Annotated in this window: 22 protein-coding genes and 1 tRNA gene; 13 read left to right on the forward strand and 10 right to left on the reverse strand. The window is 67.9% G+C overall.

Annotation, left to right across the window (positions count from 1 at the left end):
* The coding region (locus tag ACESK5_RS13235) for a M64 family metallopeptidase (RefSeq protein WP_372912054.1) at window positions 1–2,298 on the forward strand (2,298 nt) is incomplete at its 5' end.
* Between the two features lie 9 nt (window positions 2,299–2,307).
* On the opposite strand, the gene ACESK5_RS13240 is transcribed toward ACESK5_RS13235, so the two are convergent.
* The 4 genes from ACESK5_RS13240 to trmY all read right to left on the reverse strand — a co-directional run bounded on the left by ACESK5_RS13240 (window position 2,308) and on the right by trmY (window position 4,419).
* Window positions 2,308–2,733 (reverse strand): universal stress protein, encoded by a 426-nt coding sequence (locus ACESK5_RS13240; protein ID WP_372912055.1) that lies wholly within the window; start codon window positions 2,731–2,733, stop codon window positions 2,308–2,310.
* A gap of 139 nt (window positions 2,734–2,872) precedes the next feature.
* Window positions 2,873–3,031, reverse strand: coding sequence for a hypothetical protein (locus ACESK5_RS13245; protein WP_372912056.1), 159 nt, complete (start codon window positions 3,029–3,031; stop codon window positions 2,873–2,875).
* Between the two features lie 589 nt (window positions 3,032–3,620).
* Window positions 3,621–3,693, reverse strand: a tRNA-Pro gene (locus ACESK5_RS13250).
* Between the two features lie 129 nt (window positions 3,694–3,822).
* Window positions 3,823–4,419 carry a tRNA (pseudouridine(54)-N(1))-methyltransferase TrmY gene (trmY, locus tag ACESK5_RS13255; protein WP_372912057.1) on the reverse strand — a complete coding sequence of 199 codons (597 nt, stop codon included), beginning with the start codon at window positions 4,417–4,419 and terminating at the stop codon, window positions 3,823–3,825.
* A gap of 359 nt (window positions 4,420–4,778) precedes the next feature.
* Here trmY and ACESK5_RS13260 point away from each other — a divergent pair, with 359 nt between their 5' ends.
* The 6 genes from ACESK5_RS13260 to ACESK5_RS13285 all read left to right on the forward strand — a co-directional run bounded on the left by ACESK5_RS13260 (window position 4,779) and on the right by ACESK5_RS13285 (window position 11,457).
* Window positions 4,779–6,464, forward strand: a complete 1,686-nt coding sequence (locus tag ACESK5_RS13260; protein ID WP_372912058.1) for an ABC transporter substrate-binding protein — start codon at window positions 4,779–4,781, stop codon at window positions 6,462–6,464.
* A 96-nt stretch (window positions 6,465–6,560) separates the two neighbouring features.
* Window positions 6,561–7,559, forward strand: a complete 999-nt coding sequence (locus ACESK5_RS13265; protein WP_372912059.1) for an ABC transporter permease — start codon at window positions 6,561–6,563, stop codon at window positions 7,557–7,559.
* A 1-nt stretch (window position 7,560) separates the two neighbouring features.
* Entirely contained in the window at window positions 7,561–8,631 is a 1,071-nt protein-coding gene (locus ACESK5_RS13270) for an ABC transporter permease (RefSeq protein ID WP_372912060.1), read from the forward strand.
* Between the two features lies 1 nt (window position 8,632).
* Window positions 8,633–9,748: an ABC transporter ATP-binding protein gene (locus tag ACESK5_RS13275; RefSeq protein ID WP_372912061.1), complete on the forward strand. Its 1,116-nt coding sequence runs from the start codon at window positions 8,633–8,635 to the stop codon at window positions 9,746–9,748.
* Complete coding sequence (locus ACESK5_RS13280) at window positions 9,745–11,043, forward strand: ABC transporter ATP-binding protein (RefSeq protein ID WP_372912062.1); 1,299 nt, start codon at window positions 9,745–9,747, stop codon at window positions 11,041–11,043. Before ACESK5_RS13275 ends, ACESK5_RS13280 begins: the two co-directional genes overlap by 4 nt.
* Window positions 11,044–11,184: 141 nt before the next feature.
* A complete protein-coding gene (locus ACESK5_RS13285) occupies window positions 11,185–11,457 on the forward strand; it encodes a hypothetical protein (protein WP_372912063.1) in 273 nt (90 codons plus the stop codon).
* 12 nt (window positions 11,458–11,469) lie between these two features.
* Here ACESK5_RS13285 and ACESK5_RS13290 read toward each other — a convergent pair whose 3' ends face one another.
* Complete coding sequence (locus ACESK5_RS13290; RefSeq protein ID WP_372912064.1) at window positions 11,470–11,964, reverse strand: hypothetical protein; 495 nt, start codon at window positions 11,962–11,964, stop codon at window positions 11,470–11,472.
* Window positions 11,965–12,044: 80 nt separating this feature from the next.
* Between ACESK5_RS13290 and ACESK5_RS13295 the strand changes: the two genes are divergently transcribed.
* Both ACESK5_RS13295 and ACESK5_RS13300 read left to right on the forward strand, forming a co-directional pair.
* Window positions 12,045–12,683, forward strand: a complete 639-nt coding sequence (locus ACESK5_RS13295; RefSeq protein ID WP_372912065.1) for a hypothetical protein — start codon at window positions 12,045–12,047, stop codon at window positions 12,681–12,683.
* 89 nt (window positions 12,684–12,772) lie between these two features.
* Window positions 12,773–13,348, forward strand: a complete 576-nt coding sequence (locus ACESK5_RS13300) for a hypothetical protein (RefSeq protein ID WP_372912066.1) — start codon at window positions 12,773–12,775, stop codon at window positions 13,346–13,348.
* A 36-nt stretch (window positions 13,349–13,384) separates the two neighbouring features.
* Here ACESK5_RS13300 and ACESK5_RS13305 read toward each other — a convergent pair whose 3' ends face one another.
* Window positions 13,385–14,995: a gamma-glutamyltransferase family protein gene (locus ACESK5_RS13305; protein ID WP_372912067.1), complete on the reverse strand. Its 1,611-nt coding sequence runs from the start codon at window positions 14,993–14,995 to the stop codon at window positions 13,385–13,387.
* A 68-nt stretch (window positions 14,996–15,063) separates the two neighbouring features.
* On the opposite strand from ACESK5_RS13305, the gene ACESK5_RS13310 reads away from it, so the two are divergent.
* Window positions 15,064–17,124, forward strand: a complete 2,061-nt coding sequence (locus ACESK5_RS13310) for a glycogen debranching N-terminal domain-containing protein (RefSeq protein WP_372912068.1) — start codon at window positions 15,064–15,066, stop codon at window positions 17,122–17,124.
* A gap of 15 nt (window positions 17,125–17,139) precedes the next feature.
* Here ACESK5_RS13310 and ACESK5_RS13315 read toward each other — a convergent pair whose 3' ends face one another.
* The 3 genes from ACESK5_RS13315 to ACESK5_RS13325 are packed head-to-tail and all read right to left on the reverse strand — an operon-like array spanning window position 17,140 to window position 19,790.
* A complete protein-coding gene (locus ACESK5_RS13315; protein ID WP_372912069.1) occupies window positions 17,140–17,988 on the reverse strand; it encodes an SDR family NAD(P)-dependent oxidoreductase in 849 nt (282 codons plus the stop codon).
* A gap of 50 nt (window positions 17,989–18,038) precedes the next feature.
* Window positions 18,039–18,839: an ABC transporter permease gene (locus ACESK5_RS13320; protein ID WP_372912070.1), complete on the reverse strand. Its 801-nt coding sequence runs from the start codon at window positions 18,837–18,839 to the stop codon at window positions 18,039–18,041.
* On the reverse strand, window positions 18,840–19,790 hold the full coding sequence (locus ACESK5_RS13325; protein WP_372912071.1) for an ATP-binding cassette domain-containing protein: 951 nt from the start codon (window positions 19,788–19,790) through the stop codon (window positions 18,840–18,842).
* 468 nt (window positions 19,791–20,258) lie between these two features.
* Here ACESK5_RS13325 and ACESK5_RS13330 point away from each other — a divergent pair, with 468 nt between their 5' ends.
* The 3 genes from ACESK5_RS13330 to ACESK5_RS13340 are packed head-to-tail and all read left to right on the forward strand — an operon-like array spanning window position 20,259 to window position 22,457.
* Window positions 20,259–20,450, forward strand: coding sequence for a hypothetical protein (locus ACESK5_RS13330; protein WP_372912072.1), 192 nt, complete (start codon window positions 20,259–20,261; stop codon window positions 20,448–20,450).
* On the forward strand, window positions 20,447–21,529 hold the full coding sequence (aceA, locus tag ACESK5_RS13335) for an isocitrate lyase (protein WP_372912073.1): 1,083 nt from the start codon (window positions 20,447–20,449) through the stop codon (window positions 21,527–21,529). Before ACESK5_RS13330 ends, aceA begins: the two co-directional genes overlap by 4 nt.
* A complete protein-coding gene (locus ACESK5_RS13340) occupies window positions 21,522–22,457 on the forward strand; it encodes a CoA ester lyase (protein ID WP_372912074.1) in 936 nt (311 codons plus the stop codon). Before aceA ends, ACESK5_RS13340 begins: the two co-directional genes overlap by 8 nt.
* A gap of 106 nt (window positions 22,458–22,563) precedes the next feature.
* Here ACESK5_RS13340 and ACESK5_RS13345 read toward each other — a convergent pair.
* Window positions 22,564–23,721 (reverse strand): multicopper oxidase family protein (locus tag ACESK5_RS13345; RefSeq protein WP_372912075.1); only part of this gene is annotated, 1,158 nt, incomplete at its 5' end.

Genomic DNA, 23,721 nt, shown 5'->3' on the forward strand with positions numbered 1-23,721 from the left:
GGCCACTCGGCGTTCGAACTCGCCGACGAGTACGACTGCCAGACGTGCGTAGCGGACGAGCAGGGCCGGGACAACTACACGGGTGGGGAGCCGGTCGAACCCAACGTGACGGCCGAACCCGACCCGGCGCTCGTCAAGTGGAACGGGTTCGTGACCGCCGGGCCGGAGTCGCCGACGATGGAGAACCCGGACTGTGGCGAGCGCAACCTCGGCCCGAGTCCCGTCGACCCAGGTATCGTGGGGACGTTCGAGGGGGCTCACCGCTTCCACTGCGGCGCGTTCCGGCCGCAGTACGACTGCATGATGCGGGACAGTGGTGATGCGTTCTGTGTCGTCTGTCTCGACGTGATCCGGGACTTCTTCGCTCCGTACGCGGCTCCAGCGGCCGGCGGTGCCGTCACGCTCGACACCCCGTCCGTCGACTTCAACGACGTTCCCGAAGGCACGACCACCCAGCGGTCGGCGACGTTCTCGGTCGACTCGTGTGTGCCGGTCTCCTTCTCGGTGCGGAGTTCGGTGCCACAGCCGTTCGAGCTCGTGAGTAACGCGACGACGGTGGCGTATCCGTCGGGATCGACGCCGTGGAAGGCCTACGTCTGGTTCCGATACACCGGTGACGCGCCGGGGACGAGTCACGCTGGCGAGGTGCGGATACTCTGTAACGAGACCGGAGAGGAGTTCACCGTTGACCTGGTCGGCAACGCCATCGAACGCCCGTCGGTCGCCGTCCAGCTCGTGTTCGACCAGTCCGGCAGCATGCTCGACACGACCGACGAGGGCCGCATCAAAGAGCAGGTACTGAAAGACGCCGCAGGTGCGTTCGCCGACCTCCTCTACGACGACAACGGCATCGGGTTGAACACCTACGACCACGACGCGTACCCCGTCTTCGACGTCCAAGACGCTGGAGCCGTGGGTGAGGGACTCGGCCGGGACGAACTCCTCGACGAAGTAGCCACGTTCGCGGCGAACCCGTCGGGACTCACGGCAATCGGTGACGGTATCGAACTGGCGAAGGACCGGCTCGACGACGCTCCCGGCTACGACGAGTACGCCATGGTGGTGTTGACCGATGGGATCGAAACTGCGGACAAACGAATCGAAGACGTGGCCGACACCGTCGTCAACCAGGACGTCTTCGCCATCGGGCTGGGGACGGCGAGCCAGATTCAGCCGGCAGCACTCGACGCACTGACGGGCGGCACTGGTGGGTATCTCCTCGTGACGGGGAACCTCTCGGAGGACGACACGTTCTTGCTCTCGAAGTACTATCTCCAGATCCTCGCCGGGGTCAACAACAACGAGGCGATCCTCGACCCCGAGGGGTACCTCCGGCCACGACAGGAGACGCGCATCCCCTTCGACGTGACCGCATCGGACATCGAGATTACGGCGACGGTCCTCGCGGCAGAGCCGCGCGCGCTTACCGTCGCACTGGAAACGCCGGACGGGACGCGGATAACCGCCGGCGACGCGCGGTTCGATCCGACCATCGACCACCGCGTCGGCAGCCAGTCGGTGTTCGTTCGGACGTCGCTCCCACGAGTCGTCGACGGGTCGCCCGTCCACGGGGGACGCTGGCACATAATCGTCTCGCTGAACGAAGAGCGCGTCGTCGACTGGGCGACCGACCTCCCGGACGACGTCTGGGTCTACGGCTCGCAGACCATCCACGGGCTGAAGTACGCTGCGGCCGTCTACACGTACTCGAATCTGCAGCTGGGCACGACAGTCACGCAGGAGACGTACGAGCCCGGAACGACCCTCACGATTCGGACACAGCTCACCGAGTACGGCGTCCCGTTCGAGGGGTACGCGGACGTACGGGCGGAGCTCCTCCGTCCGAACGGCACCGAGGCGGTACTCGTACTCTCCGAGGCCGAGGCGGGCGTCTACGAGACGACAGTCACCGCGGACGAGCCAGGCGTCCACCGCGTCCGCACGGTCGCCGACGGCCGAACCACCGACGAGGAGCCGTTCACCCGCGAACAGCTCAGAACCGCGGCGGTGTGGATGGGTGGCATCGACGCGGTGCGACCACCTCGTGACCCGGACGACGAACTCTGCCGGCTGCTCAGCTGCCTCCTCGGGCGGAAGGTACTCGGACCGGACGCCCGGAAGTGGCTGGCCGAGCGAGGGATCGACCTCGACGCGCTCCACAGGTGTCTCTGTGACGACCGCGACGAGGGTGGCAGGCCGCGACCCGACCCGTGCATCGACGCGGACTCCGTCGGGCAGCTCGAGTCGATCAGGGACCAACTCGCCGAACTCGTCGAGCGGTCCGCACGCGTCGGCTGAGGGTGCTACTCAGCGGACAACCGTCACCGGGACCGACGACCGGCGGACGACCGTCTCGGCGACGCTCCCGAGGAGGACGCGCGAGACGCCGTCGCGGCCGTGGCTCCCGACGATGATCTGGTCGACGTCGTTGTCGTCGGCGTACTCGACGATGGAGCGGGCGGGCGCCCCGTGGACGACTTCCGTCTCCAGGTCGATTCCGTACGTTCCGGCCCTGTCGGCGGCCGCGTCGAGGACCGACCGGACATCGGCCTCGGCGTCCTCGCGCCAGGAGTCGACGTCCGGGAGGATGAGGTCCGCGGAGCCCTGGACGTACGCCGTCGGGTCCAGTACCGAGACGGCGACCAGGTCGGCGTCAGCGTGCCGTTCGAACGCGAAGTCGAGGGCTTTCTCGGAGGGCTCGGAGCCGTCGATAGCGATGAGGATTCGTGGCATCACAGGCGACTATTCTCAGAGGTGGATAAAGAGGACTTCGCCGACTCTCTCGGCGTAGGAACCGTCCGGCGGGAGTCCGTCGCCGAGGTGAACCGTCGGACGTGGGGGTTGGGAGCGGGGCTGCGCCGCAGTCGGGACGTTACGCGCTCGCGTCGGCCTGCCCGACGTAGTGGTCGTGTCGTCGCCGACACGTCTCACAGAAGTACTGGCCGATGCCAGCGGGCTGGAGGCCGGTGGGTGCGAGTTCGTTCCCGCAGTCGGGGCACCAGTGGGGAGGGACGTCGTCTGAGTCGAACATCACGTCTGAGAGGACGGGCGAGCCGACCAACTCGCTTCTGCCGTGGTGTTCTGTGGCCGGTTCTCGGCTGTGAGAACGAACTTGGTGTTACGATGGACAGTGATGTCGCCTAGATTACTCGTTTGCCCACACCTCGGCAGTGTCCACAGAGGTCCACCCCGTAGGCTCCTCCCCCGTTACATGTTCCACACACGACAATCCGTTGCCCGGGATGAACCGTGACTGCGTGAACACAGCGTCCGTTACACGCAGGACACGTCCCGACTCCATGCATGCCGGTCCCCCTGCACAGGCCACACTCGACGTGTTCAGTTCTCGGGCCACGACCGTATGACATGCCACGACGTATCTCTATACTGTAATAACGGTTCCCCTCAATTATCAGATGTGATTCTATTCCGGGAGCCAACAGCGGTCTGCTCTCGTGTGAGGAACGGAAGTGCCGTCAACCACTCCTGTTGTGAAAGAGGAGTGTTCAGGGTTCACGCGCCTGTGGACGGCCGTGAGCGCGCACGTAAGAGACGAACGAGCAGTTTCGTCGCGACTCACACACGCTACGCGGTGCTCGTGTGGAGAAATGCGGGAGAAGTGGGCCGGCGCAGATTCGAACTGCGGTTACGGCCACCCGAAGGCCGAAGGATACCAAGCTACCCCACCGGCCCGCACCTCTGACTCATGGCGTACCCGTGTTTAACAGTTGTGATTAGCGGTCTCCGCGGGGCTGTCGTCGCCGTGTGTCGCCGTCGTGCCGGAGGCGACGACGGGACGGGAGCGACCGACGGCGGACCGTCTCAGTACGCGGTGTACCCCGCCGTGTCGAGGTAGTTGTGCGCGACGGTGATGGCGTGGTCGGCGTGGACGGCGTGGGGGCCGAGTCGGACCCGTTCGTCGGCCACCTCGGTCAAGAGAGCGGCCTCCGCGTCCGTGAAGTCGTGGTGGTCCGAGAGGACGAACGTCGGGTCCTCTGGCGGGTCGACGTCGACGACGGGCGTCCCCGCCTCGTGGAGTTCGACGACGGTCGATTCGTCGGCCAGGTCCCGGAGGGTCTGTTCGAAGCCGACGCGCCGGATGGAGACGCCGGGACTCGCCTCGGCGGGGATGTGACCGATGGCCTCCTCGCGCTGTTCCAGCGCACCGCGGATGCGGGCGGCCGTGCTCCGTTCGTCAGGGTTCAGTCGCCGGACCTCGCGGCCGTCGAACGTGACGGTGAACGTGTCGGCGAGGACGAGGTGGGCGCGGACGTCGTCGCGGATGGCGTGCGAGAGGAAGAAGGCTGCGTTGAGACAGCGGCAGAGGAGGTCCAGACGCCCGGCACTACCGGGGAGGTCGTCGAGGCTGAAGTCGGGGGTCGTGGGGGCGTCGTGTCCCGTGATCACGAACTGTCGCATACGCGTCTCTCCCGGTGGGCGGACTTTGTTCTGTCCACTCGTCCGGCCTGTCGCCGCCGAGTATGTAGATATAATAACTAAAGACTATGAGAATAGCACGTGTGAGCCGAGAACCGGACGGAGAGGCAGTAATTGTTCATACGTTTGCGAAAGTGTATGTTCTGTCCGCAAGCGTCTTCTAGACGGCTCCGAAAGTTGTATCACGGGATGAATCATACGCTAGTTTACTGTGTGTAAAATGGCGATATCGGCTCTGACAGCCCCCATAGGCGATATTTTCCGGAAAGGGTGCCTTTTCGTTAGGTATTTACATCGGCCGACACAGATTCGACTATCCTCCGACACGAGGTGTTAGTCAGATGCAAGACGACAGCCCTGATTGGAACGTACTGAATCGGCGGCGGGTGCTCGGCCTGGGTGCGGCCGGCCTCGCGGGCCTCGCCGGGTGTGCCGGTGGCGACGGCGACTCGTCCGGCTCGGGAGAGGGCGGCGGGTCGGAGTCGACTTCGACCGAATCGGAGTCCACGTCCGGCTCGTCGGGCGGTATGTCGGGCGGGAAGCTCCGTATCGCGCTCGTCAAGAGCCCGCTCGAGTTCGACCCCATCGTCCTGAACGACGTCCCGTCGGACCAGGTCGCACAGAACATCTTCGACGGTCTCTACCAGTACAACGAGTCCACGAGTCTGGTCCCGTCGCTGGCGACCGGCGAGCCTGAAGTCTCGAACGACGGGACGCGCTGGGTCGTCGAGATGACCGGCGACGCGACGTTCCACAACGGCGACCCCGTCACCGCCGAGGACGTCAAGTACACGTACGAGGCGCCGGTGGCCGAGGAGACGGAGAACGCGAGCGAGTTCAACATGATCGACACCATCAGCGTGGTCGACGAGACCACGGTGCAGTTCGATCTCCAGTTCCCCTACGGACCCTTCCGCCACCTGCTCGACCTCGGCATCGTCCCCCAGTCCGTCCGCGAGGAGGACAAGGACGCGTTCAACACGCAGAACCCGGTGGGGTCGGGACCGTTCGAGTTCGTCGACTGGCAGGAGGGCAACTTCGTCCGCCTCCAGCGCAACGACGACTACTGGGGCGAGCCGATGCCGAACATCGCGGAGCTCGAACTGGTCCCCGTCGAGGAAGCGACCACCCGGGTGACGACCCTCCGCAACGGCGAGAACGACGTCATCGAAGAGATTCCCCCGAAGCTGTACTCGACCGTCCGGGGCATCTCCGACGCGAGCATCGACGAGGTGCCCGGAATCGGCTACTTCTACCTCGCGTTCAACTGCAAGGAGGGGCCGACGTCCGACGCACGGGTCCGCGAGGCCGTCGACTACTGCTTCAGCATGGACCAGGCCGTCTCCAGCTACGTCGAGCCGACCGGCATCCGGCAGTACAGCCCGCTCCCGGCCTCGGTCGCCGAAGACTGGAACATGCCCGTCGACGAGTGGGAGCAGATTCCCCACGACAAGAACATCGAGGAGGCGCAGGCGCTGTTCGAGGAGGCGGGCGTCCCGATGGACTACCAGTGGAACATCATCGTCCCGCCGGACGACAAGCGCGAACAGATCGGTGTCACGGTGTCGAACGGCCTGAAGGAGGCCGGCTTCGACAACGTCTCCGTCCAGCGCCTCGACTGGGGTGCCTTCCTCGACAAGTACGTCACCGGCAGCGAGAGCGACTACAACATGTACACGCTCGGCTGGTCCGGCGACCCCGACCCCGACGCGTTCACCTACTTCCTCCTCGGACGGACCGAGGACACGCTCGGCGTCACCAACGGCACCTACTGGGGGGCGAACAGCGACGTCGGCAAGCAGGCCGCCGAGAAGTTCGTCCAGGCGCGACAGCTCGCGGACCGTGAACAGCGCCGTCAGCTCTACATCGAGGGCATCACGAGCGCCCTCGAAGAGCGCGCACACATCCCGGCGTACAACCTCAAGAACAGCTTCGGCGTGAAGAGCTACGTCAGCGACTTCGCGTCGCACCCGGTCGACAGCTTCCACATCGCGACGAACCACAACAACGTCTCGGTCGACAAGTAGTCGACGCGGGACGTCCACCTCGAAGTATGTACGACCTGCTCACACACCCGTGCCAGCGACGATGAGTCGGCGGTCGTTACTCCGGAGGGACGACCGATGAGTCGGCTCCGATACACCATCAACCGACTCCTGCAGTCGATTCCGGTGGTCCTCGGTATCATCACGATTACGTTCCTCCTGACGGACGCCATCCCGGGCGACCCCGTCCAGATCATGCTCGGGCCGTCACCGAGCGCACAGCAGGCCGCCGCCATCCGGGCGAAGTTCGGGCTCGACCAGCCGCTCCACATCCGCTATCTGAACTACCTGCTCGACGTCGTCCGCGGGGACCTCGGGACGAGCCTCTACTACGGCGTTCCCGTCACCGAGAAGATCATGGAGCGCCTCCCGGTGACGCTGCTGCTGCTCGTGTCGAGCTTCGCGTTCGCGCTCGTCACGGCGGTCCCGCTGGGAATCGTCTCGGCGAAGCGGCGGAACAAGCCGACCGACCACGTCTCGCGCGTCGTGGCGCTGCTCGGCGTCTCCACCCCGTCGTTCTGGATCGGGCTGATGCTCATCATCGTCTTCGCGTTCCAGCTGAACCTCCTCCCGGCGACGAACCTCGTCATGCCGTGGGCGTCACCGGCGAGCGTCGAGGGTGCCGAGACCCGTCTCGACGTCGTCGTGACCGCCGTCGAGCACCTCATCCTCCCGACCATCACCCTCGGGACGCTCCAGATGGCCGCGTTCACGCGGATCGAACGCTCGTCGATGCTCGAGGTGCTCAACCAGGAGTACGTGAAGCTCGCGCGGGCGTACGGGGTGAAGGAGTCGACCATCGTCCGGAAGCACGCGTTCCGCAACGCACAGCTCCCGCTCATCACCATCGTCGGCCTCCAGTTGACGCAGGCGCTCGGCGGGGCCGTCCTCACGGAGACGGTGTTCTCCATCAACGGGATGGGTCGGCTCATCATCACGGCCATCCAGAACCAGGACTTCCAGCTCGTGATGGGGACGACGCTCATGTTCGGCCTCGTCTTCGTCATCGGCGTCATCATCACCGACCTGTCGTACGCGTACGTCGACCCACGCGTGTCGTTCGACGAATCCGAGTAACATGGCCCAGGACACCTCATCTTCGACCTCGACCTCGAATCGCACCCAGCAGTCGTGGCGCGGGACCACGAGCGAGGACGGTTTCGACGCCGCGGACGGCCAGCCCGAGGCGCGCGTCGGTCTCCGGTACACGCTCTCGCAGGTCCGGCGCGACCCCACCGCGCTACTGGGCCTCGCTATCATCGGCTTCACCACGACGGTCGCGTTCGTCGCGTTCGTCGACAGCATCGTCTTCGACGTCCTCGCGGACGTCGCGTTCTTCGCCGACCTCGGAGTCAGACAGTACGTGCTGGCGGAGGCGGTCTGGTACAACCCGGTGAACGACCCGGACAACGCCGAGATTCTCCTGCCGCCGGTCGGCATGACGAACGAACTCTACCCGAACCAGCCGGGGACGCTCGCACACCCGCTGGGGACGGACCACCGGGGCCGTGACATCCTCGCACGGCTCTTTTATGGAACCAGAATCGCGATGGTCGTCGGCATCGTCTCGACGGGCATCGCGATGGTCCTCGGGACGCTCGTCGGGAGCGTGGCCGGCTACTACGGCGGTCGCATCGACGACGCGCTCATGCGCGCCGCCGAGGTGCTGTTCGCCATCCCCTTCCTGGTGCTCGTCATCGCGTTCATGACGGCGTTTGGCCGCAACCTCACCTTCGCGATGGTCGGCGTCGGCATCGCGACCATCCCCACGTTCGCGCGACTCATCCGCTCGCGCGTCCTGAGCGTCAGAGAGGAGGACTTCGTCGAGGCGGCCCGCGCCGCCGGGGTCCGGGACCGAAACATCATCCTCAGACACGTCATCCCGAACAGTTTCGCACCCGTCCTGGTGCAGGCCACGCTGCAGGTGGGTATCAACATCCTCATCATCGCCGGCCTCTCGTTCCTCGGCTACGGCGCGCAGCCGCCGACGCCGTCGTGGGGACAGATGCTCTCGGCGTCGCGCAACTACATGCTCCCGAACCCGTGGTTCAGCATCTGGCCCGGAATCGCCATCCTCGTCACCGTCGTGGGGTTCAACCTCCTCGGCGACGGCCTGCGAGACGCACTCGACCCCCGAATCAACAACTGATATGACCGAGCCACTACTCAGCGTCGAGAACTTACAGACCCGCTTCTACACCGAGGAGGGCGTCGTCCGCGCCGTCGACGGCGTGAGCTTCGACGTCCACGAGGGCGAAATCGTCGGCCTCGTCGGGGAGTCCGGTGCCGGGAAGTCCGTCGCCACCACCTCTATCATGCGACTCGTCGAGGAGCCGGGCGAGATTGTCGGCGGCCGCGTCGAGTTCAAAGGCGAACCCATCGTCGACATCGTCGAGGAGAACGGCACGCGGCGACGCTCCGACGCGATGCTCTCGAACCAGGAGATGCGCAGACGCATTCGCGGCCGCGAGATAGCCATCATCTTCCAGGACCCGATGGAGGCGCTCAACCCCGTCTTCACCGTCGGGTCACAGTTGCGGGAGTTCATCGAGATCAACCGCGACGTCTCCACCGCCGAGGCGAAAGAGATAGCCATCGAGATGCTGTACGAGGTGGGCATCCCCGAGCCGGAGAGCCGGTACGACAGCTACCCTCACCAGTTCTCCGGCGGGATGCGCCAGCGCGTCCTCATCGCGATGGCGCTCTCCTGTGAGCCGTCCCTGATAATCGCCGACGAACCGACGACGGCACTCGACGTCACCGTCGAGGGACAGATTCTCGACCTGGTCGACGACCTCCAGGACAAGTACGGCACCTCGTTCATCTGGGTGACCCACGACATGGGGGTCGTCGCCGAGGTGTGTGACCGCGTCAACGTGATGTACCTCGGCGAAATCATCGAGCAGGCACCCGTCGACGACCTCTTCTACGAGACGAAACACCCCTACACCGAGGCGCTGTTGCGCTCTATCCCGCGGCCGGACCGGCGCGTCGACGAACTCGAACCCATCACGGGAGTGATGCCCGAAGCCATCGACCCGCCCTCTGGCTGTCGGTTCCACACCAGATGTCCGGAGGCACGCGAGGTCTGTCCGCGCGTCGAGCCGGCGTACCAGGAGGTCGAGGGCGACCACCACGTCTCGTGTGTCAAGTACGAGGACGTCGGCTACGACGAGTCGCCGCCGCTCGACACCGAGGCGACGAACGCCTTCGCGGCGGGCGGACTGCTCGACGAGGAGGCCGAGACGGACGGGGGGAGCCGATGAGCGGGGCGGTCGAGCAGTCCTCGGACGTCGACACCGACGCCGAGCGAGGTGACGACCCGCTCCTGCGCGTGTCGGGACTCACGAAACACTTCACGCAGGGCGGGGGCTTCCTCTCCAGCGTCTTCGGTACGGAGACGGTGAAGGCCGTCGAGGACGTGAGCTTCGACATCGAGCGCGGGGAGACGCTCGGCCTCGTCGGCGAGTCCGGCTGTGGGAAGTCGACACTCGCGCGGACGGTCCTCCGCCTCCTGAGCCCCACCGAGGGGTCGGTGTACTTCAAGGGAGTCGACCTCGCGTCGATGTCGGGCGAGCGGCTTCGCCGCCAGCGACAGGACATGCAGATGATCTTCCAGGACCCCCAGTCCTCGCTGGACCCGCGGATGAAGGTCGGCCCCATCGTCGAGGAGCCGATGCGGGCGCACGGCCTGTACGACGGCGAACGCGAGGAGCGTGCGCGGATGCTCCTGAACAAGGTGGGACTCGACCCCCAGCACTACAACCGGTACCCCCATCAGTTCTCCGGCGGGCAGCGTCAGCGGGTGAACCTCGCGCGGGCGCTCTCGGTCAACCCCGACTTCATCGTCTGTGACGAACCGACGAGCGCGCTCGACGCCTCCATCCAGGCGCAGGTGCTCAACACCATGCGGGAACTCCAACGGGAGTTCGGCCTCACCTACCTGTTCATCAGCCACGACCTGAGTGTGATACGACACATCTCCGACCGCGTCGCCGTGATGTATCTGGGACAGCTGGTCGAACTCGCCGAGACGGACGAACTGTTCGAGAACCCACAGCACCCCTACACCGACGCCCTGCTGCAGTCGATTCCGGTTCCCGACCCCCGGGCGACGGGGGCCCGCGGCGTCCTCGAAGGCGACGTTCCGTCGCCCATCGAGCCACCCTCAGGCTGTCGGTTCCGCACCCGGTGTCCGAAGCTCATCGCGCCGGACGACGTGTCCATGACGGACACCGAGTGGGCGAACGTCCGCCGGTTCATGCGCGCCGTCTCCCGCCGCACCGTCACCGCCGACGACAGCGGGGAGCGGGCCATTCGCTCGGAGTTCTTCGCGGACGGGGTGCCCTCGGGCGAGGCGGGCGACGCCGTCACCGAGGCCATCGACGCGCTCCTCAACGACGACCCCGAGCGCGCGGAGACGGTGCTGACCGAGACGTTCGCCGAACGGAGCATCTGCGCCCGCGAGGAACCGGCGTACGAGGTGGAGTCGGCAGTCGGGTCCGGACGTCACTTCGCGGCCTGTCACCTCCACCGCGAGTCGGTCACCGGGGACCGATAACGGGTCGTTATCGACAGCCGCTGACGGGGTGGCTCTCCACCGACCGAGCCGAAACCGCGTGTTAAACGACCGATTACCACCCGACTAGGGAGCGTGTGGTAAAGTGTGCCGAGCGCCAAGCGTGTGCGAAGAGGTAACACGATGCCAGACACCGGCTCGACGACGCCCGCTCGGTTCGCCGAGGGGACCACGAACTACGAGGAAGTCCAGACGGTCATCACGCCCGAGGCGCCCGACCACTACTCGGTGACCGTCCGCGAGGAGGACGGGACGACGCACACACACGCCGTCGAGCGCGTCGTCGTCAACACCGCGCGCATCCACCTCTCGGGGCCCATCTGGTTCGTCGGGGCCAACGTCGACGTCGGCCTGCCCGCGACGGGTCACGGCGAGAGCGTCTGGGTCTGGGTCTGAGCGGCGTGGGCGCTACTCCCGTTCGCGCATCTCGAACGTCGTCGTCGCGCGCGCCCCGCCCTCGTACGCGAGGAAGACGCCGAGTTCGTGCCACCCCGGGTCGAGGTCGACCCACCGGGTCCGGTCGCCCTCGTCGACGCGGCGGACGCGCCCGTGCCACGTCCGCGAGACGACCTTCCGCTCCCCGCCACGGAACGCGAACTGCCCGGGCGTCTCGCGGGTCGGGTCGTCGAAGCGCGACTCGTCCGACGCCTCCAGCTCTCCGTCGACCGCCCACCCCCAGAGCCGCCGGTCGGGCGTCTCGACGACGACGGGGACCGGGAGCCGGTTCTCGAAGGTGACGCGGAAGTGGACGTCGTCGGCCGGCGTGTAGACGGAACGGTCCGTCTCCACGTCGACCGAGAGCGCACGCCGGGCCACCGCCTGCGGGACGAGTCTGCCGAGCGCCTCGGTGAGGACGTTGCGGTTCTCGTCGAACCCGAGTCGGTCACCGTCAGCGGCACGCATCGGGTTCCGTACGGGCGTCGGCGGTTTCGGTCTGTCGGTGCGGGGAGCGGCTTGATTACGACACCGCGCCTCCCGGTCGTATGAACCGACGCGACCTGCTCGCGGTGGGCGCGGTGACGGCGCTCGCAGGCTGTCTCGGCTACGAACTCCAGGCGACAGAGCGGGTCGCAGAGCGCCGGGTCCGTCTCGCCGAACTCGAAGCGACCGTCGCGGTCAGAGAGGAACGCATCGCCGCCCTGGAGGCTCACGTCTCGGGGCTGGAGACCAGCCTCGCCGCAGCCGAGGCACGTCGGAACGCGCTCGAACGGCAGGTCGACGGTCCGCGGGTGAACGACGTCTCGCTCGTCTCCGGGTGGGAGCGGTTCGGCGACGTCGTCCACCGAGCGACCACACGCGTCACCCGCGGCAGTCTCGCCACGCTTGCGGTGAACTTCACCACGCCGAGCGTCGACGTCGAGACCGACCGGGGACGCCAGGAGACGGCCGCACAGCGGCTGACGACCGTCTCGGTGACGCTCGCGGACGAAGCGGGTGCCGTCGTCGGGACGAACGAGCGGGAACTGCGGTACTTCGTCGAAACGGGACGGGTCGGCGAGACGCCGCTGCTGTTCGACACACGGGGGTTCTCGCCCGGCGAGTACGGCGCCGTGGCGCGCGTCCGGGACGTGGTCGACGGCGTCGATTCGCGACCCCTGGCGGCGCGCTTCACCGTGGTGTGACCGACGGGGGTGCGCATCAGGAGAGTGGGAGCAGGAGCGAGAGCGGGAACGGGAGGGAGCTTCTTGACGCGGACGCCCCTGTGACGACCATGCACAGACGGGAACTGCTCGCGCTCTGTGGGCTCGCCGGCGTCAGTGGCTGTCTCGGCTACGACCTCGTCGAGCGCGAGACGGTCGCCGACCGGCGGGTGCGCCTCGCCGAACTCGAAGCGACCGTCGAGGCCCGAGAGGAACGCATCGAGACGCTCGAACGGGAGGTCGAGCGGTTGCGGCGACGGCTCGCGGGCCCGCGAGTCAACTCCGTCTCGCTGGTGGAGTCGTGGGAGCGAGTCGGCGACGTCGTCGTCCGCGGGACCAGCGACGTCGCGGCGGGCGACCCGCTGACCGTCGCGGTGAACTTCACCTACCCGCTCGGAGGCGAGTCGACCAGCCGGGTCGACGTCGCGCTCGCGGTGACAGTGACCGACGCCGACGGGCGGCGGGTGGCGCGGAACGAACGGGAGGTCCGGCTGTTCGTCGACCCCGATGCGACGCTCGCCGAACTCCCCGTCCGGTTCGGCGAACCGGGCCTGAGTCCGGGGCGGTACGCCGCGACGGCGCGCGTCGTCGACCGGGTGACCGGCCTCGAGACGACGTCGGACGACGTCGCGTTCCGGGTTCGGTAGTCGACTTCGACTCCGGGCGACCGGGAGTCCGCCGGGCTAGTACGCCGCGACAGTGCCGTCCTTCCGCGGTTCGGTCGCCCCCGAGAGGACTCCGTCCGACCAGCGAGCGAGCTGTGCCCCGCCGAACAGCGACGGCGGGAGGACGCGGACGTCGTGCCCGCGGCGGGCGAGTTTCGTCGCTCCGGCGAGTCGTTCCTCGACGGCGAGGGTGCCGTCCTCGCGGTAGCGCCAGCGCGGTTCGTCGAGCGCGCGCTGAATCGGGAGGTCGCGGTCGACGAGGTTCGAGACCACCTGGACGTGGCCCTGTGGCTGCATGAACCCGCCCATGACGCCGAAGGCGGCCCAGTCGTCCCCGCCGCCGGGCGCGAAGTCGAGGAGGCTCGGGATGAGCGTGTGGAACGGCTTCTTCTCGGGGGCGAGCCGGTTGGGGTGGGTCGGGTCGAGCGAGAACGACGCGCCGCGGTTCTGGAGCGCGATACCGGTGTCGCCCGCGACGAGTCCCGAGCCGAACCCCGCGAAGCGGGAGTTGATGTACGAGACGACGTTGCCCTCCCGGTCGGCGACGCAGACGAGGACCGTGTCGGCGTCCTCGGCGTTCGTCCGCGGGCGGAAGGAGACGTCGTCGGACGCCGTCGGGCCGATGTCGGCCGCCCGTGTTCGCGCCCAGGCGCGGGAGTTCAGCGGCGGAATTTCCTCGAACGCGGGGTCGGTGATGTACCGGTGGCCGTCGTGGAACGCCCGCTTGGTGGCCTCGGCGAGTAGGTGGAGTCGGTCGACGCCCGTCGCCTCCCGGGCGCCCGCCTCGCGGGCGACGTTCAGCGCCTCCAGCGCGACGAGGCCCTGATTGTTCGGCGGGAGTTCGTACACCTCACAGCCCCCGTACCGGGTCGAGAGCGGGTCGACGAACGCCGGTTCGAAGCTCGAGAGGTCGTCCGTCGAGAGGAATCCGCCCGCCGCCTGGACGGTGTCGACGATGGCCTCCGCGACGTCTCCCTCGTAGACGAGGTCGGCCCCCTCCTCGCCGAGGCGAGCGAGCGTGCGACCGAGGCGCGGGAGCGTGACTCGCTGTCCCACCGTCGGGGCGCGTCCGTCGAAGAGGTACGCCTCGCGGGCGTGTGCCGACTCGAAGAGGTCCTCGCCGTGTTCCCACTGGGCGGCGACGACTTCGCTCACGGGGTACCCCTCGGTGGCGTATCTGACGGCGGGAGCGACGCAGTCGGCGAGCGTCAGCCGTCCGAGGTCCTCGACGGTCGTCTCCCACCCTCTGGCCGTCCCGGGGACGGTGACGGTGTGCGGACCGCGCTCCGGCATCCGCACCGTCTCGCCGTCCGCTGCTCCGAGCGCGTCACGCACCGACTCGATGGTCGCCGCGGCGGGCGCGCCCCCGCACGAACGGAGGGCGCCGACGTCGCCGTCGGCGGTCCGGTAGAGCGCGAAGACGTCGCCGCCCAGGCCGGTACTCGTCGGTTCGACGACGTTGAGCGCCGCGGCGGCCGCGACGGCCGCGTCGAACGCGTTTCCCCCCTCACGGAGGAGTTCGACCCCCGCTTCGGCGGCGAGCGGCTGACTGGTCGCGACTACCCCTCGCGAGCCGTAGACGGTCGAACGGCGGGAGGTGAAACGGTCGAGGTCGGGTGGTGCGGGCATACCGGTCCTTGGGGGGCGGGCGGCAAAAAGACCGGAAGCTTCCTCGGGGGCGCTCGTGAGTATCGGGTATGGAACACGACCGCGTGGTCGCGGCGGGCGACACGTTCCTCGTCACCGACCCCGACGGACGGACCGACGGCGAGAACGGGAGCCACGCGGGGGCGTACCACCGTGACACACGGCACCTCGACCGGTACGACCTGACGGGTGATCTCGAACCACTCACCACGGCCGCGACGCGTCCCGGGGAGCGAGTGACGTATCTGGGCCGTCCGCAGGCAGAGGGCGCGCGGACCCGCCACGTCACCCGAACGACCGTCGTCCGTCCGGGCTGGCTCTGTGAGCGACTCGCCGTTTCGAACCTGACGGCTACGGCCGGCACGGAACGCCTCTCGGTTCGGGTCGGCACCCGGTTCGACGACCTGTTCGAGGTGCGCGGCTACGTCGACGACGAGCGGGAGCGCACAGTGACGACCGACCGGGCCGAGCAGACGAGACGGAGCGGCGGCGTTCGGTTCGTGTACGCCCCGCCGGACCTCGACCGGGAGTGGCAGACACTCGTCCGCGTCGCAGTACTCGACGACGACGGGGACGAGCGAGGCGACGCGGACGAGCGAGGCGACGCGGACGGGGTCGCCGTCGCCGTCGGTGCAGACGTCGACGCCGACGGTGACGGCGACGACGGACGGGGCGGGAACGACGGAGAGCGGGAAGAGCGCCGGGAGGACGCCCGCCTCGACCTCGCTGTCGGCCTCGCGGGACACGAGACGCGGGCGCTCGGAGTCGCCGTGGCGTTCGGGGACGGCGCGCAGGCACGGGAGCCGGTGACCGCATCGAGCGTCGGCGCGTGCGTCGACGCCACCGAGTCGTGGGGGCGCGAGCGGGCCGAGCGGTGGGCGCGCGAGACGGCACTCGACGTGGAGCGGTGGTCGGACGTGGCCGAACGGAGCCGAACCGACCTGCTCGACCTCCGACTGGAGCGCGGCCTGTTCGCCGCGGGGGTTCCGTGGTACGCGACGGCGTTCGGCCGGGACAGCCTCGTCGCCGCCTACCAGGCGCTCCCGCTGTCGGCCGCCCCCGCGACGGCGACGTGCCGCTACCTGGCGTCACGACAGGCCGAGACGGTGGACGGGTACCGGGAGGCGGCGCCGGGGAAGGTGCTGCACGAGGAACGACGCGGGGAACTCGCCGCACGCGGCGAGATTCCACACACGCCGTACTACGGGACGGTCGACGCGACGCCGCTCTTCGTGACGCTCGTCCACGAGGCCTGGCGGTGGACCGGCGACGACGACTTCCTCGCAGCCCTCTGGCCCCACGTCGACCGGGCGCTCGCGTGGTGTGACCGCTCGACGAGGACGGTGGGAGGCGGAGAGGGGTTCCTCGCGTACCCGACCGACGGCCACCTGCGACACGTCGGCTGGAAGGACAGCCCCGACGGGGTCGTCTACCCGGACGGGTCGTGGATGGACGGACCGGTCGCCCTGGCGGAGGTGCAGGGGTACGTCTACGACGCACGCCGGCGCGGGGCCGACATCGCGCGGCGGGTCGGCGACGAGGAGCGTGCCGCCGTTCTCGACCGGTCGGCGGCGGCGCTTCGCACCCGGTTCGACGAGGCGTTCTGGGTCGAGAGCGAGGGGACGTACGCCGTCGCGCTGGACGACGGCGAGCGAGTGGAGACGGTGACGACGAACCCCGGACACTGTCTGTGGAGCGGCATCGTCCCGCCGACCCGTGCCGGATCGGTCGTCGACCGACTCCGCTCGCCGGACGTGTTCACCGGGTGGGGCCTGCGGACGCTCGCGGCGAGTCACGACGCGTACAACCCCCAGAGCTACCACCGCGGGAGCGTCTGGCCGCACGACACCGCCCTGTGTGCGCTCGGGATGGCCCGGTACGGGTTCGACGAGGCGGCGCGGGTGGTGTCGGAGGGCCTCGTCTCGGCGGCGCAGGCGAACGGCGGAGGCCTCCCCGAACTGTTCGCCGGGTTCGCCCGGGAGCAGACCGTCGTCCCGGTGGAGTACGGGTCGGCCTGCGAGCCACAGGCGTGGGCCGCAGGCGCGCCGCTCGCGTGTCTCCGGGCGGTCGGTGCGGTCGACGGACCCGACGTCGACCCCGGGCTGGACTGACAGCCGGCGACCCCGTCAGTCCCGACGGTCGAGAAGTCGGGCGACGCCGGCCGAAATCCCACCAGCGACCGTCTCCAGCGCGGCCCGGAAGACGCTCCGGTTCCGGACCCGCGCGAGCGCGACCCGGTCGTAGAGCGGGCCGGGGAGGAGCGCGCGACAGCAGACGAGGAGCCACGCCTGTGGGGTGACGAGGTAACGCGCCCGCGGGGACGGCGACTCGACCGCCTCGCTGACGACGCGGGCGACTCGTTCGGGCGGGACGCCGCCGGGGTCGTAGTGGCGGCGGACGCGGTCGTACAGGTCGCGGTGAGGCGACGCGTCGTCGTCGAGTCCGGCCTTCGCCCGCTCGTTGAACCCCGTCCGCACCGGTCCCGGTTCGACGAGCACGACGTCGACGGCGTCCTGTTCGGCTCTGAGAGCGTCGAACAGCCCTTCGACCGCGTGTTTCGTGCCCGCGTAGACGCCGTGCAGGGGGAGCGAAGTCCGACCCAGGACGGACGAGAGCGTGACGACCCGCCCGCCGGTCGCGCGCAGGCGCGGGAGCGCCGCCCGCGTGACGGCGAGCGTGCCGAAGACGTTGACGCGGAACTGTGCTTCGACCCGGTCCCAGTCGGCGTCCTCGACGGCGCCGAGTTCGTACGTCGCGGCGCAGTTCACGAGCGCGTCGAGGTCGGTCGGGAGCGTCTCGCGGACGCGGTCCTCGTCGGTGACGTCGCCGACGTGGGTCTCGACGGTCGGCGGGAGGGAGGCGAGGCCGTCGGCGTCGACGTCGAAGGCGACGACGCGGTGGCCGCGCCCGGCGAGACGGAGCGCGGTGGCGCGGCCGATGCCGGAGGCGGCACCGGTGACGAACACGGTCGACATACGCCGGTCGACAGGTGGCGAGGGCAAAGGCGTGTCGACCCTCCGGCCGCCTACTCGGTCAGGCCGTAGCCACGCTTGAACAGCGCGACGTTCAGGCCGACGAGCGCGACGGTGAGTCCCGCGAGGACGACGAGCGAGACGTTGGGGTCGACCTCGCTCTGGCCGAGGAAACCGTACCGGACCCCGTTCACCATGTACACCATCGGGTTGAGGAGCGAGACGTCCCGCAGGAGCGGCGGGAGTTCGGCGAGCGAGTAGAAGACGCCGCCGAAGAACACCAGGGGGCGCACGATGAACTGGTTCATCATCGTGAGGTCGTCCCAGTCGTCGGCCCAGAGGCCCCCGACGATGCCGACGGAGGCGAAGAGGAACGTGATGACGAGGGCGAACGCGACGAGGTAGAGGGGGCGGGCGACCCCGACACTCGTGAACACCGCGCCGACGACAGCGATGAGGGCGCCGACGAGCAGTCCCCGGACGACCCCGGCGACGGTGTAGCCGGCGACCATCGTCGAGTACGACAGCGGCGAGGTGAGCGCCTCCTCGATGTAGCGGTTCCACCGGCCGTGGAAGATGGAGAAGGAGGCGTTCTCGAACGCGTTCGAGATGGCGCCGAGGACGACCAGGCCCGGGAGAATGAAGAGGATGTACGGGACGCCGTTGACCTCGTTGATGCGCTGGCCGAGGATGACGCCGAACACCGAGAAGTAGAGGACGTTCGTGATGAGCGGCGGCGCGAAGGTGTTCTTCGGGCGGCGGAGGAACCGTTCCACTTCGCGGCGGGCCACGGTCCGAAAGCCGACGCCCGAAACCCGAGAGACGAGCGCGAGGACGACAGAGAGGAGCGACATCTACTCGGTGCCTCCCGCGGGGATGGTCTCCTGCGAGTGAGTCATCTCGACGAACACCTCTTCGAGAGACGTCCGGGAGATGTCGAGGTCGACGATTTCGAACCCCTTCCGGTCGAGTTCGCGGAGCAGGTCCGGCGCGAGCAAGCCGCCCTGGTGGGCGGTGACCACGATGTCGGAGTCGACGAGTTCGACCGCCTCGACCTGCCCGTTGCCGGCGACGATGTCGGGCACCTCGGTCGGCGGGTTCCGCAGGGTGACGCGGACGCGGTCGGTGCCGCGGTTCATCAGTTCGTCCGGACTCGCGACTTCCACGATGCGCCCCTCGTCGAGGATGGCGACTTCGTCACAGAGGCGTTCGGCCTCCTCGATGTAGTGGGTGGTGAGGAGGATGGTCGTGCCGCGGTCGTTGAGTTCGGTGATGAGTTCCCAGAGGTCCCGTCGGAGTTGGACGTCGACGCCGGCGGTCGGTTCGTCGAGGATGAGCAGGTCGGGTTCGGTCACCAGCGCACGGGCGAGGACGAACCGCCGCTTCATTCCCCCGGAGAGCCAGTTGAAGCGGGTGTCGCGCTTCTCCCAGATGCCGACCTGCTTCAGAGCCTCCTCGGCGCGTTCTCGGGCCTCGGAGCGCGGAATCCCGTGGTAGCCCGCCTTGTGCGTGAGAATCTGTCGAATGGGGAAGAACTGGTCGACGTTGAACTCCTGTGGGGCGAGTCCGATGCAGTCGCGCGCCGCCTGGTAGTCGGCCTCGACGTCGTGGCCGAAGACGCTCGCGCGGCCACCGGTCTTGCGGACGAGACCCACGAGGATGTTGATGAACGTCGTCTTCCCGGCGCCGTTCGGACCGAGGAGACCGAAGAAGGAACCCTCCGGGACGGTCAGGTCGACGCCGTTCAGCGCCTTCACGTCGCCGTACTCCTTCTGGAGGTTCTCGACTTCGATGGCGGATGTCACTATGGTTCGAACCCGGGCGCGAGGAGGATTAAGGCCGACGACATCGCCTCGTGAGTGTGCCGCGTCAGCGTGTGTCTTCCGGTGTGTACCGACTGGAGCGAACGGAGCGTGTGCGTGACTGAATCCTTCCCGTGAGTGACGCTGCTACACGACTGTACGATTCATTTACACTACGGACGGTGGCTGTTCGGCCGGACCGAGACGGGAACGTCCAGAACCCCGACGCTAGTCGGTGTGTAACTCACCACCCCGCCGGAAGTGTGATAGACAATGACAAACATTTATACGCCTAAAATTAGACTGCACGATACAATATCATTATAGAATATTATCATTATGAATCATAAACTTTATCTCTCAGATTCGAGTGTGCCTCAGTGCCGATGGTGACAGTACACGTATCCGGAGCACGCCGCCGCCCGACGACCGAATCGACGTACCCACCGACACCGCCGACACCTCTCTAAGATGAGCACGAACCCGGACACGACCCGACGCACCGACGCCCGAACCAACCGCGAAGAACTCGAGACCGAAGCGCCGCTCTGCCCCGACCTGGGCCCGAGCGGGACTGATTCTACCGCGAGACTCCAGCGCGAACTGCGGACGGTGCGCGAGCAACTCGACCGTATCGAACGCCGCCTGGAGGCCGACCGATGAGCGACGCGCCCCTCGAGCCGACCGAGATGGACTCGGACACGTTCACCCGCGACGTCGACAACCCGATGGCGCGTGAGTTCCGTCGGCGACTCGACGAACAGACGTACGTCTTCGCCCCCGGCCTCTACCACGCGCTCGACGCCCGCCTCGCCGAGATGACGGGCCACGACGCCGCGTACATGTCCGGCTATTCGACCGTCCTCGGCCAGTTCGGTTTCCCCGACCTGGAGATGGTGACGATGACCGAGATGGTCGAGAACGCCAAGCGCATCGTCGAGGCGTGTAACATTCCCGTGATTGCGGACTGTGACACGGGCTACGGTGGCGTCCACAACGTCCGCCGGGCCGTGCGCGAGTACGAGAAGGCCGGCGTCGCCGCGGTCCACATCGAGGACCAGACCTCGCCCAAGCGCTGTGGGCACATCGCGGGCAAGCAGATCGTCTCCCGCGAGGAAGCCCGCTCGCGCTTCGAGGCCGCCGTCGACGCCAAGCAGTCAGAGGACACGGTCATCATCGCCCGGACGGACGCGTACGGGTCGGCGAACGGCGACTGGGAGGAACATCTCGAGAGAGGGAGACTGTACGCCGACGCCGGGGTGGACCTCGTCTGGCCGGAGATGCCCGACCCCTCGCGCGAGGACGCCATCGGCTACGCCGAGACCATCCACGAGACGCACCCGGACCTCGACCTCGCGTTCAACTACTCGTCGTCGTTCGCGTGGTCACAGGAGGAAGACCCACTCACCTTCCAGGAACTGGGTGAGATGGGCTACAAGTACATCTTCATCACGCTGTTCGGGCTGCACTCGGGGGCGCACGCGGTCTACGAGGACTTCAAGCGCCTGGCCGAGGACGCCGAAGAGGCGCAGTTCGACCTCGAGGGCCGCTACCTCGACCACCCGACGGAGTCCCACCACGAACTCTCGTTCGTCTCGCGCTACCAGGACATCGAGATGGAGTTCGACCCGCTGGCTCGCGAGCGTATCGAGGGATCGGAGGGCTTCTCGGAGGACGAGACCGACCCCCTGACCAGCGGGGAGGAGACCGAACCGGTGCCCAGCGAGAGCGACGATGACTGAGGAGGTGACGCTCCGCCGGTCGCAACTCGCCACGCCCGGCAGCGACCCGAAGATGATCGCACGCGCCCCCGGGTCGGGTGCGGACGAGGCGTTCCTCGACCTCGAAGACAGCGTCGCCCCCTCCGAGAAGGTGGCCGCGCGCGACAACGTCGTCGAGGGACTCACGGAGTACGACTGGTCGGAGACGAAGCCCTGCTTCCGGATGAACGGCGTCGAGACCGAGTGGTGGTACGAGGACGTCATCCGCGTCGTGGGAGAGGCGGGCGAGTATCTCGACACCATCATGGTCCCGATGTGTCACGACGCCTCGTACGTCCAGACCGTCGACGACCTCCTCACACAGGTCGAACACAACGCCGGCCTCCAGGAAGGAGAGATCGGACTCCAGTGTCAGATCGAGTCCGCCGCCGGGATGACCAACGTGACCGAAATCGCCCGCGCCTCCGACCGCATCGAGTCGCTGGTGTTCGGTCCCGGCGACTACACCGCGAGCGTCGGTGCCGCCGGCCTCACCATCGGCTCCGGCGAGGGCTACCCGGGCCACTACTGGCACTACCAGCTCGCCCGCATCGCTCACGCCGCCAAGGCCGAAGGGTTACAGGTGATCGACGGGCCCTACGCTGACATCAAGGACGTCGACGGCTTCCGCGACTCCTGCCGGCACGCATCGCTGCTCGGCTGTGACGGGAAGTGGGCCATCCACCCCAACCAGATCGAACCCGCCAACGAGGTGTTCGCCCCCTCGCCCGAGGAGGCCGAGCGCGCCGAGCGCATCGTCACCGAGTACGAAGCGGCGATGGAGGCGGGGAAGGGAGCGGTGAGCGTCGACGGCGAGATGGTCGACGAGGCGACGAACAAGATGGCACAGCGCATCGTCGCCCGCGCGCGGCAGGCAGGCGTCCTATCGGAAGGGGCGAGCGCGGACTGAGACTGTCGGCTGGGGCCGACGGACCTCCCCGCGCTGTTTCGCCCTCGTTCGACCCGTCCGTCGTGGCCTCGTGCCGAGCGGACGCGGGCGAGTGTCGACGGTCCGGTCAGGCGTCACCCCGGCCGTCGTTCCGACCGTTCCCCTTTCCGTCCCCGTTTCCGCCAGCGCCCTCACCGCCGTTCGCGTTCCCGCGGACCACCTCGAACGGCCGCATCATCTGGTGGTCCTCGTGTTCGAGGACGTGACAGTGCCACGGGTACTGCCCGGGGAAGTCGCCGAACTTGACGAGGATGCGGACCGTCTCGCCGGGGTTGACCCGGACGGTGTCCTTGCCCACGCGCTCGTTCGGCGCGGGGGCCTCGGTACCGTCGGGGCCGCGGCCGAGTACCTTGAACCGCACCAGGTGGATGTGGAGCGGGTGGGTGTGCATGGTCGTGTTCTCGACTTCCCACACCTCGGTCGACCCGAGTTGCGGGTCGACCTGCGTCTCCGCGTGGAACCCCCGGTCGTTCAGGAGGTGCTTCGCCAGGCCGTACTCGTCCCGGGTCATCGTCATCGTCATCTGCCGGGTCGTCCGTGCGGCGTCCCTCGTCGGCCCGGTGTCCGACGGGAGGGTGAGCGTCGCCGGGTCCGCGCTGTCGTCCGTCACTGGCCCGGTGGGCTCTCTGACCCGGATCTGGAACAGTTCGTCGAGTGTCGGGCCGGACCCGCCGTGTCCGTCGTCGCCGCTCTCCTCGTGGCCGCCGCCCCCCTCCGCGTGACTGCCACCGGCGAAGGGGAACTCGGCGTGGTTCGTGACCGTGAACGTCTCGCCGGCGTGGTCCGAGAAGTCGACGACGACGTCGCCTCGTTCGAACGGGGCGACCACCAGCGACTCCAGGTCTCCGTTCGGGCCGATGGGGACGACACGGTCGAGGAACCCGTGGCCGGCCGCGAACTGGTGGAACGTCGGGACGCTGTCCGCGTCGTCACTCTCGTTCTCCAGTCGCATGGCGTACGTGCGGCCGTTGGAGGTGTTGAGCAACCGGAGGCGGTAGCGTCGGGGTTCGACCTCCAGATAGGGCCACACGGCCCCGTTGACGACGGCCGTGTCGCCGGCGACGTTCGGGACGAACGAGTCCGGGTAGTGCAGCGACCCGTCCGGTTCGAACGACCGGTCGTGGAGCATGAGCGGGACGTCGTACTCGCCGCTCGGCAGTCCGAGTCGCTCCTCGCGCGAACTCGTGATGAAGTAGAAGCCGTTCAGGCCGGCGTAGTTGTTGAG

The sequence above is a fragment of the Salinigranum sp. genome (genome assembly GCF_041641895.1).
In the GTDB taxonomy this organism is placed as follows: domain Archaea; phylum Halobacteriota; class Halobacteria; order Halobacteriales; family Haloferacaceae; genus Salinigranum.

Coding starts and splice junctions, on each gene's coding strand:
- ACESK5_RS13240 (WP_372912055.1), bottom strand. CDS start 2,733: ATGCCACGAATCCTCATCGCTATCGACGGCTCCGAGCCCTCCGAGAAA.
- ACESK5_RS13245 (WP_372912056.1), bottom strand. CDS start 3,031: ATGTTCGACTCAGACGACGTCCCTCCCCACTGGTGCCCCGACTGCGGG.
- trmY (WP_372912057.1), bottom strand. CDS start 4,419: ATGCGACAGTTCGTGATCACGGGACACGACGCCCCCACGACCCCCGAC.
- ACESK5_RS13260 (WP_372912058.1), top strand. CDS start 4,779: ATGCAAGACGACAGCCCTGATTGGAACGTACTGAATCGGCGGCGGGTG.
- ACESK5_RS13265 (WP_372912059.1), top strand. CDS start 6,561: ATGAGTCGGCTCCGATACACCATCAACCGACTCCTGCAGTCGATTCCG.
- ACESK5_RS13270 (WP_372912060.1), top strand. CDS start 7,561: ATGGCCCAGGACACCTCATCTTCGACCTCGACCTCGAATCGCACCCAG.
- ACESK5_RS13275 (WP_372912061.1), top strand. CDS start 8,633: ATGACCGAGCCACTACTCAGCGTCGAGAACTTACAGACCCGCTTCTAC.
- ACESK5_RS13280 (WP_372912062.1), top strand. CDS start 9,745: ATGAGCGGGGCGGTCGAGCAGTCCTCGGACGTCGACACCGACGCCGAG.
- ACESK5_RS13285 (WP_372912063.1), top strand. CDS start 11,185: ATGCCAGACACCGGCTCGACGACGCCCGCTCGGTTCGCCGAGGGGACC.
- ACESK5_RS13290 (WP_372912064.1), bottom strand. CDS start 11,964: ATGCGTGCCGCTGACGGTGACCGACTCGGGTTCGACGAGAACCGCAAC.
- ACESK5_RS13295 (WP_372912065.1), top strand. CDS start 12,045: ATGAACCGACGCGACCTGCTCGCGGTGGGCGCGGTGACGGCGCTCGCA.
- ACESK5_RS13300 (WP_372912066.1), top strand. CDS start 12,773: ATGCACAGACGGGAACTGCTCGCGCTCTGTGGGCTCGCCGGCGTCAGT.
- ACESK5_RS13305 (WP_372912067.1), bottom strand. CDS start 14,995: ATGCCCGCACCACCCGACCTCGACCGTTTCACCTCCCGCCGTTCGACC.
- ACESK5_RS13310 (WP_372912068.1), top strand. CDS start 15,064: ATGGAACACGACCGCGTGGTCGCGGCGGGCGACACGTTCCTCGTCACC.
- ACESK5_RS13315 (WP_372912069.1), bottom strand. CDS start 17,988: ATGTCGACCGTGTTCGTCACCGGTGCCGCCTCCGGCATCGGCCGCGCC.
- ACESK5_RS13320 (WP_372912070.1), bottom strand. CDS start 18,839: ATGTCGCTCCTCTCTGTCGTCCTCGCGCTCGTCTCTCGGGTTTCGGGC.
- ACESK5_RS13330 (WP_372912072.1), top strand. CDS start 20,259: ATGAGCACGAACCCGGACACGACCCGACGCACCGACGCCCGAACCAAC.
- aceA (WP_372912073.1), top strand. CDS start 20,447: ATGAGCGACGCGCCCCTCGAGCCGACCGAGATGGACTCGGACACGTTC.
- ACESK5_RS13340 (WP_372912074.1), top strand. CDS start 21,522: ATGACTGAGGAGGTGACGCTCCGCCGGTCGCAACTCGCCACGCCCGGC.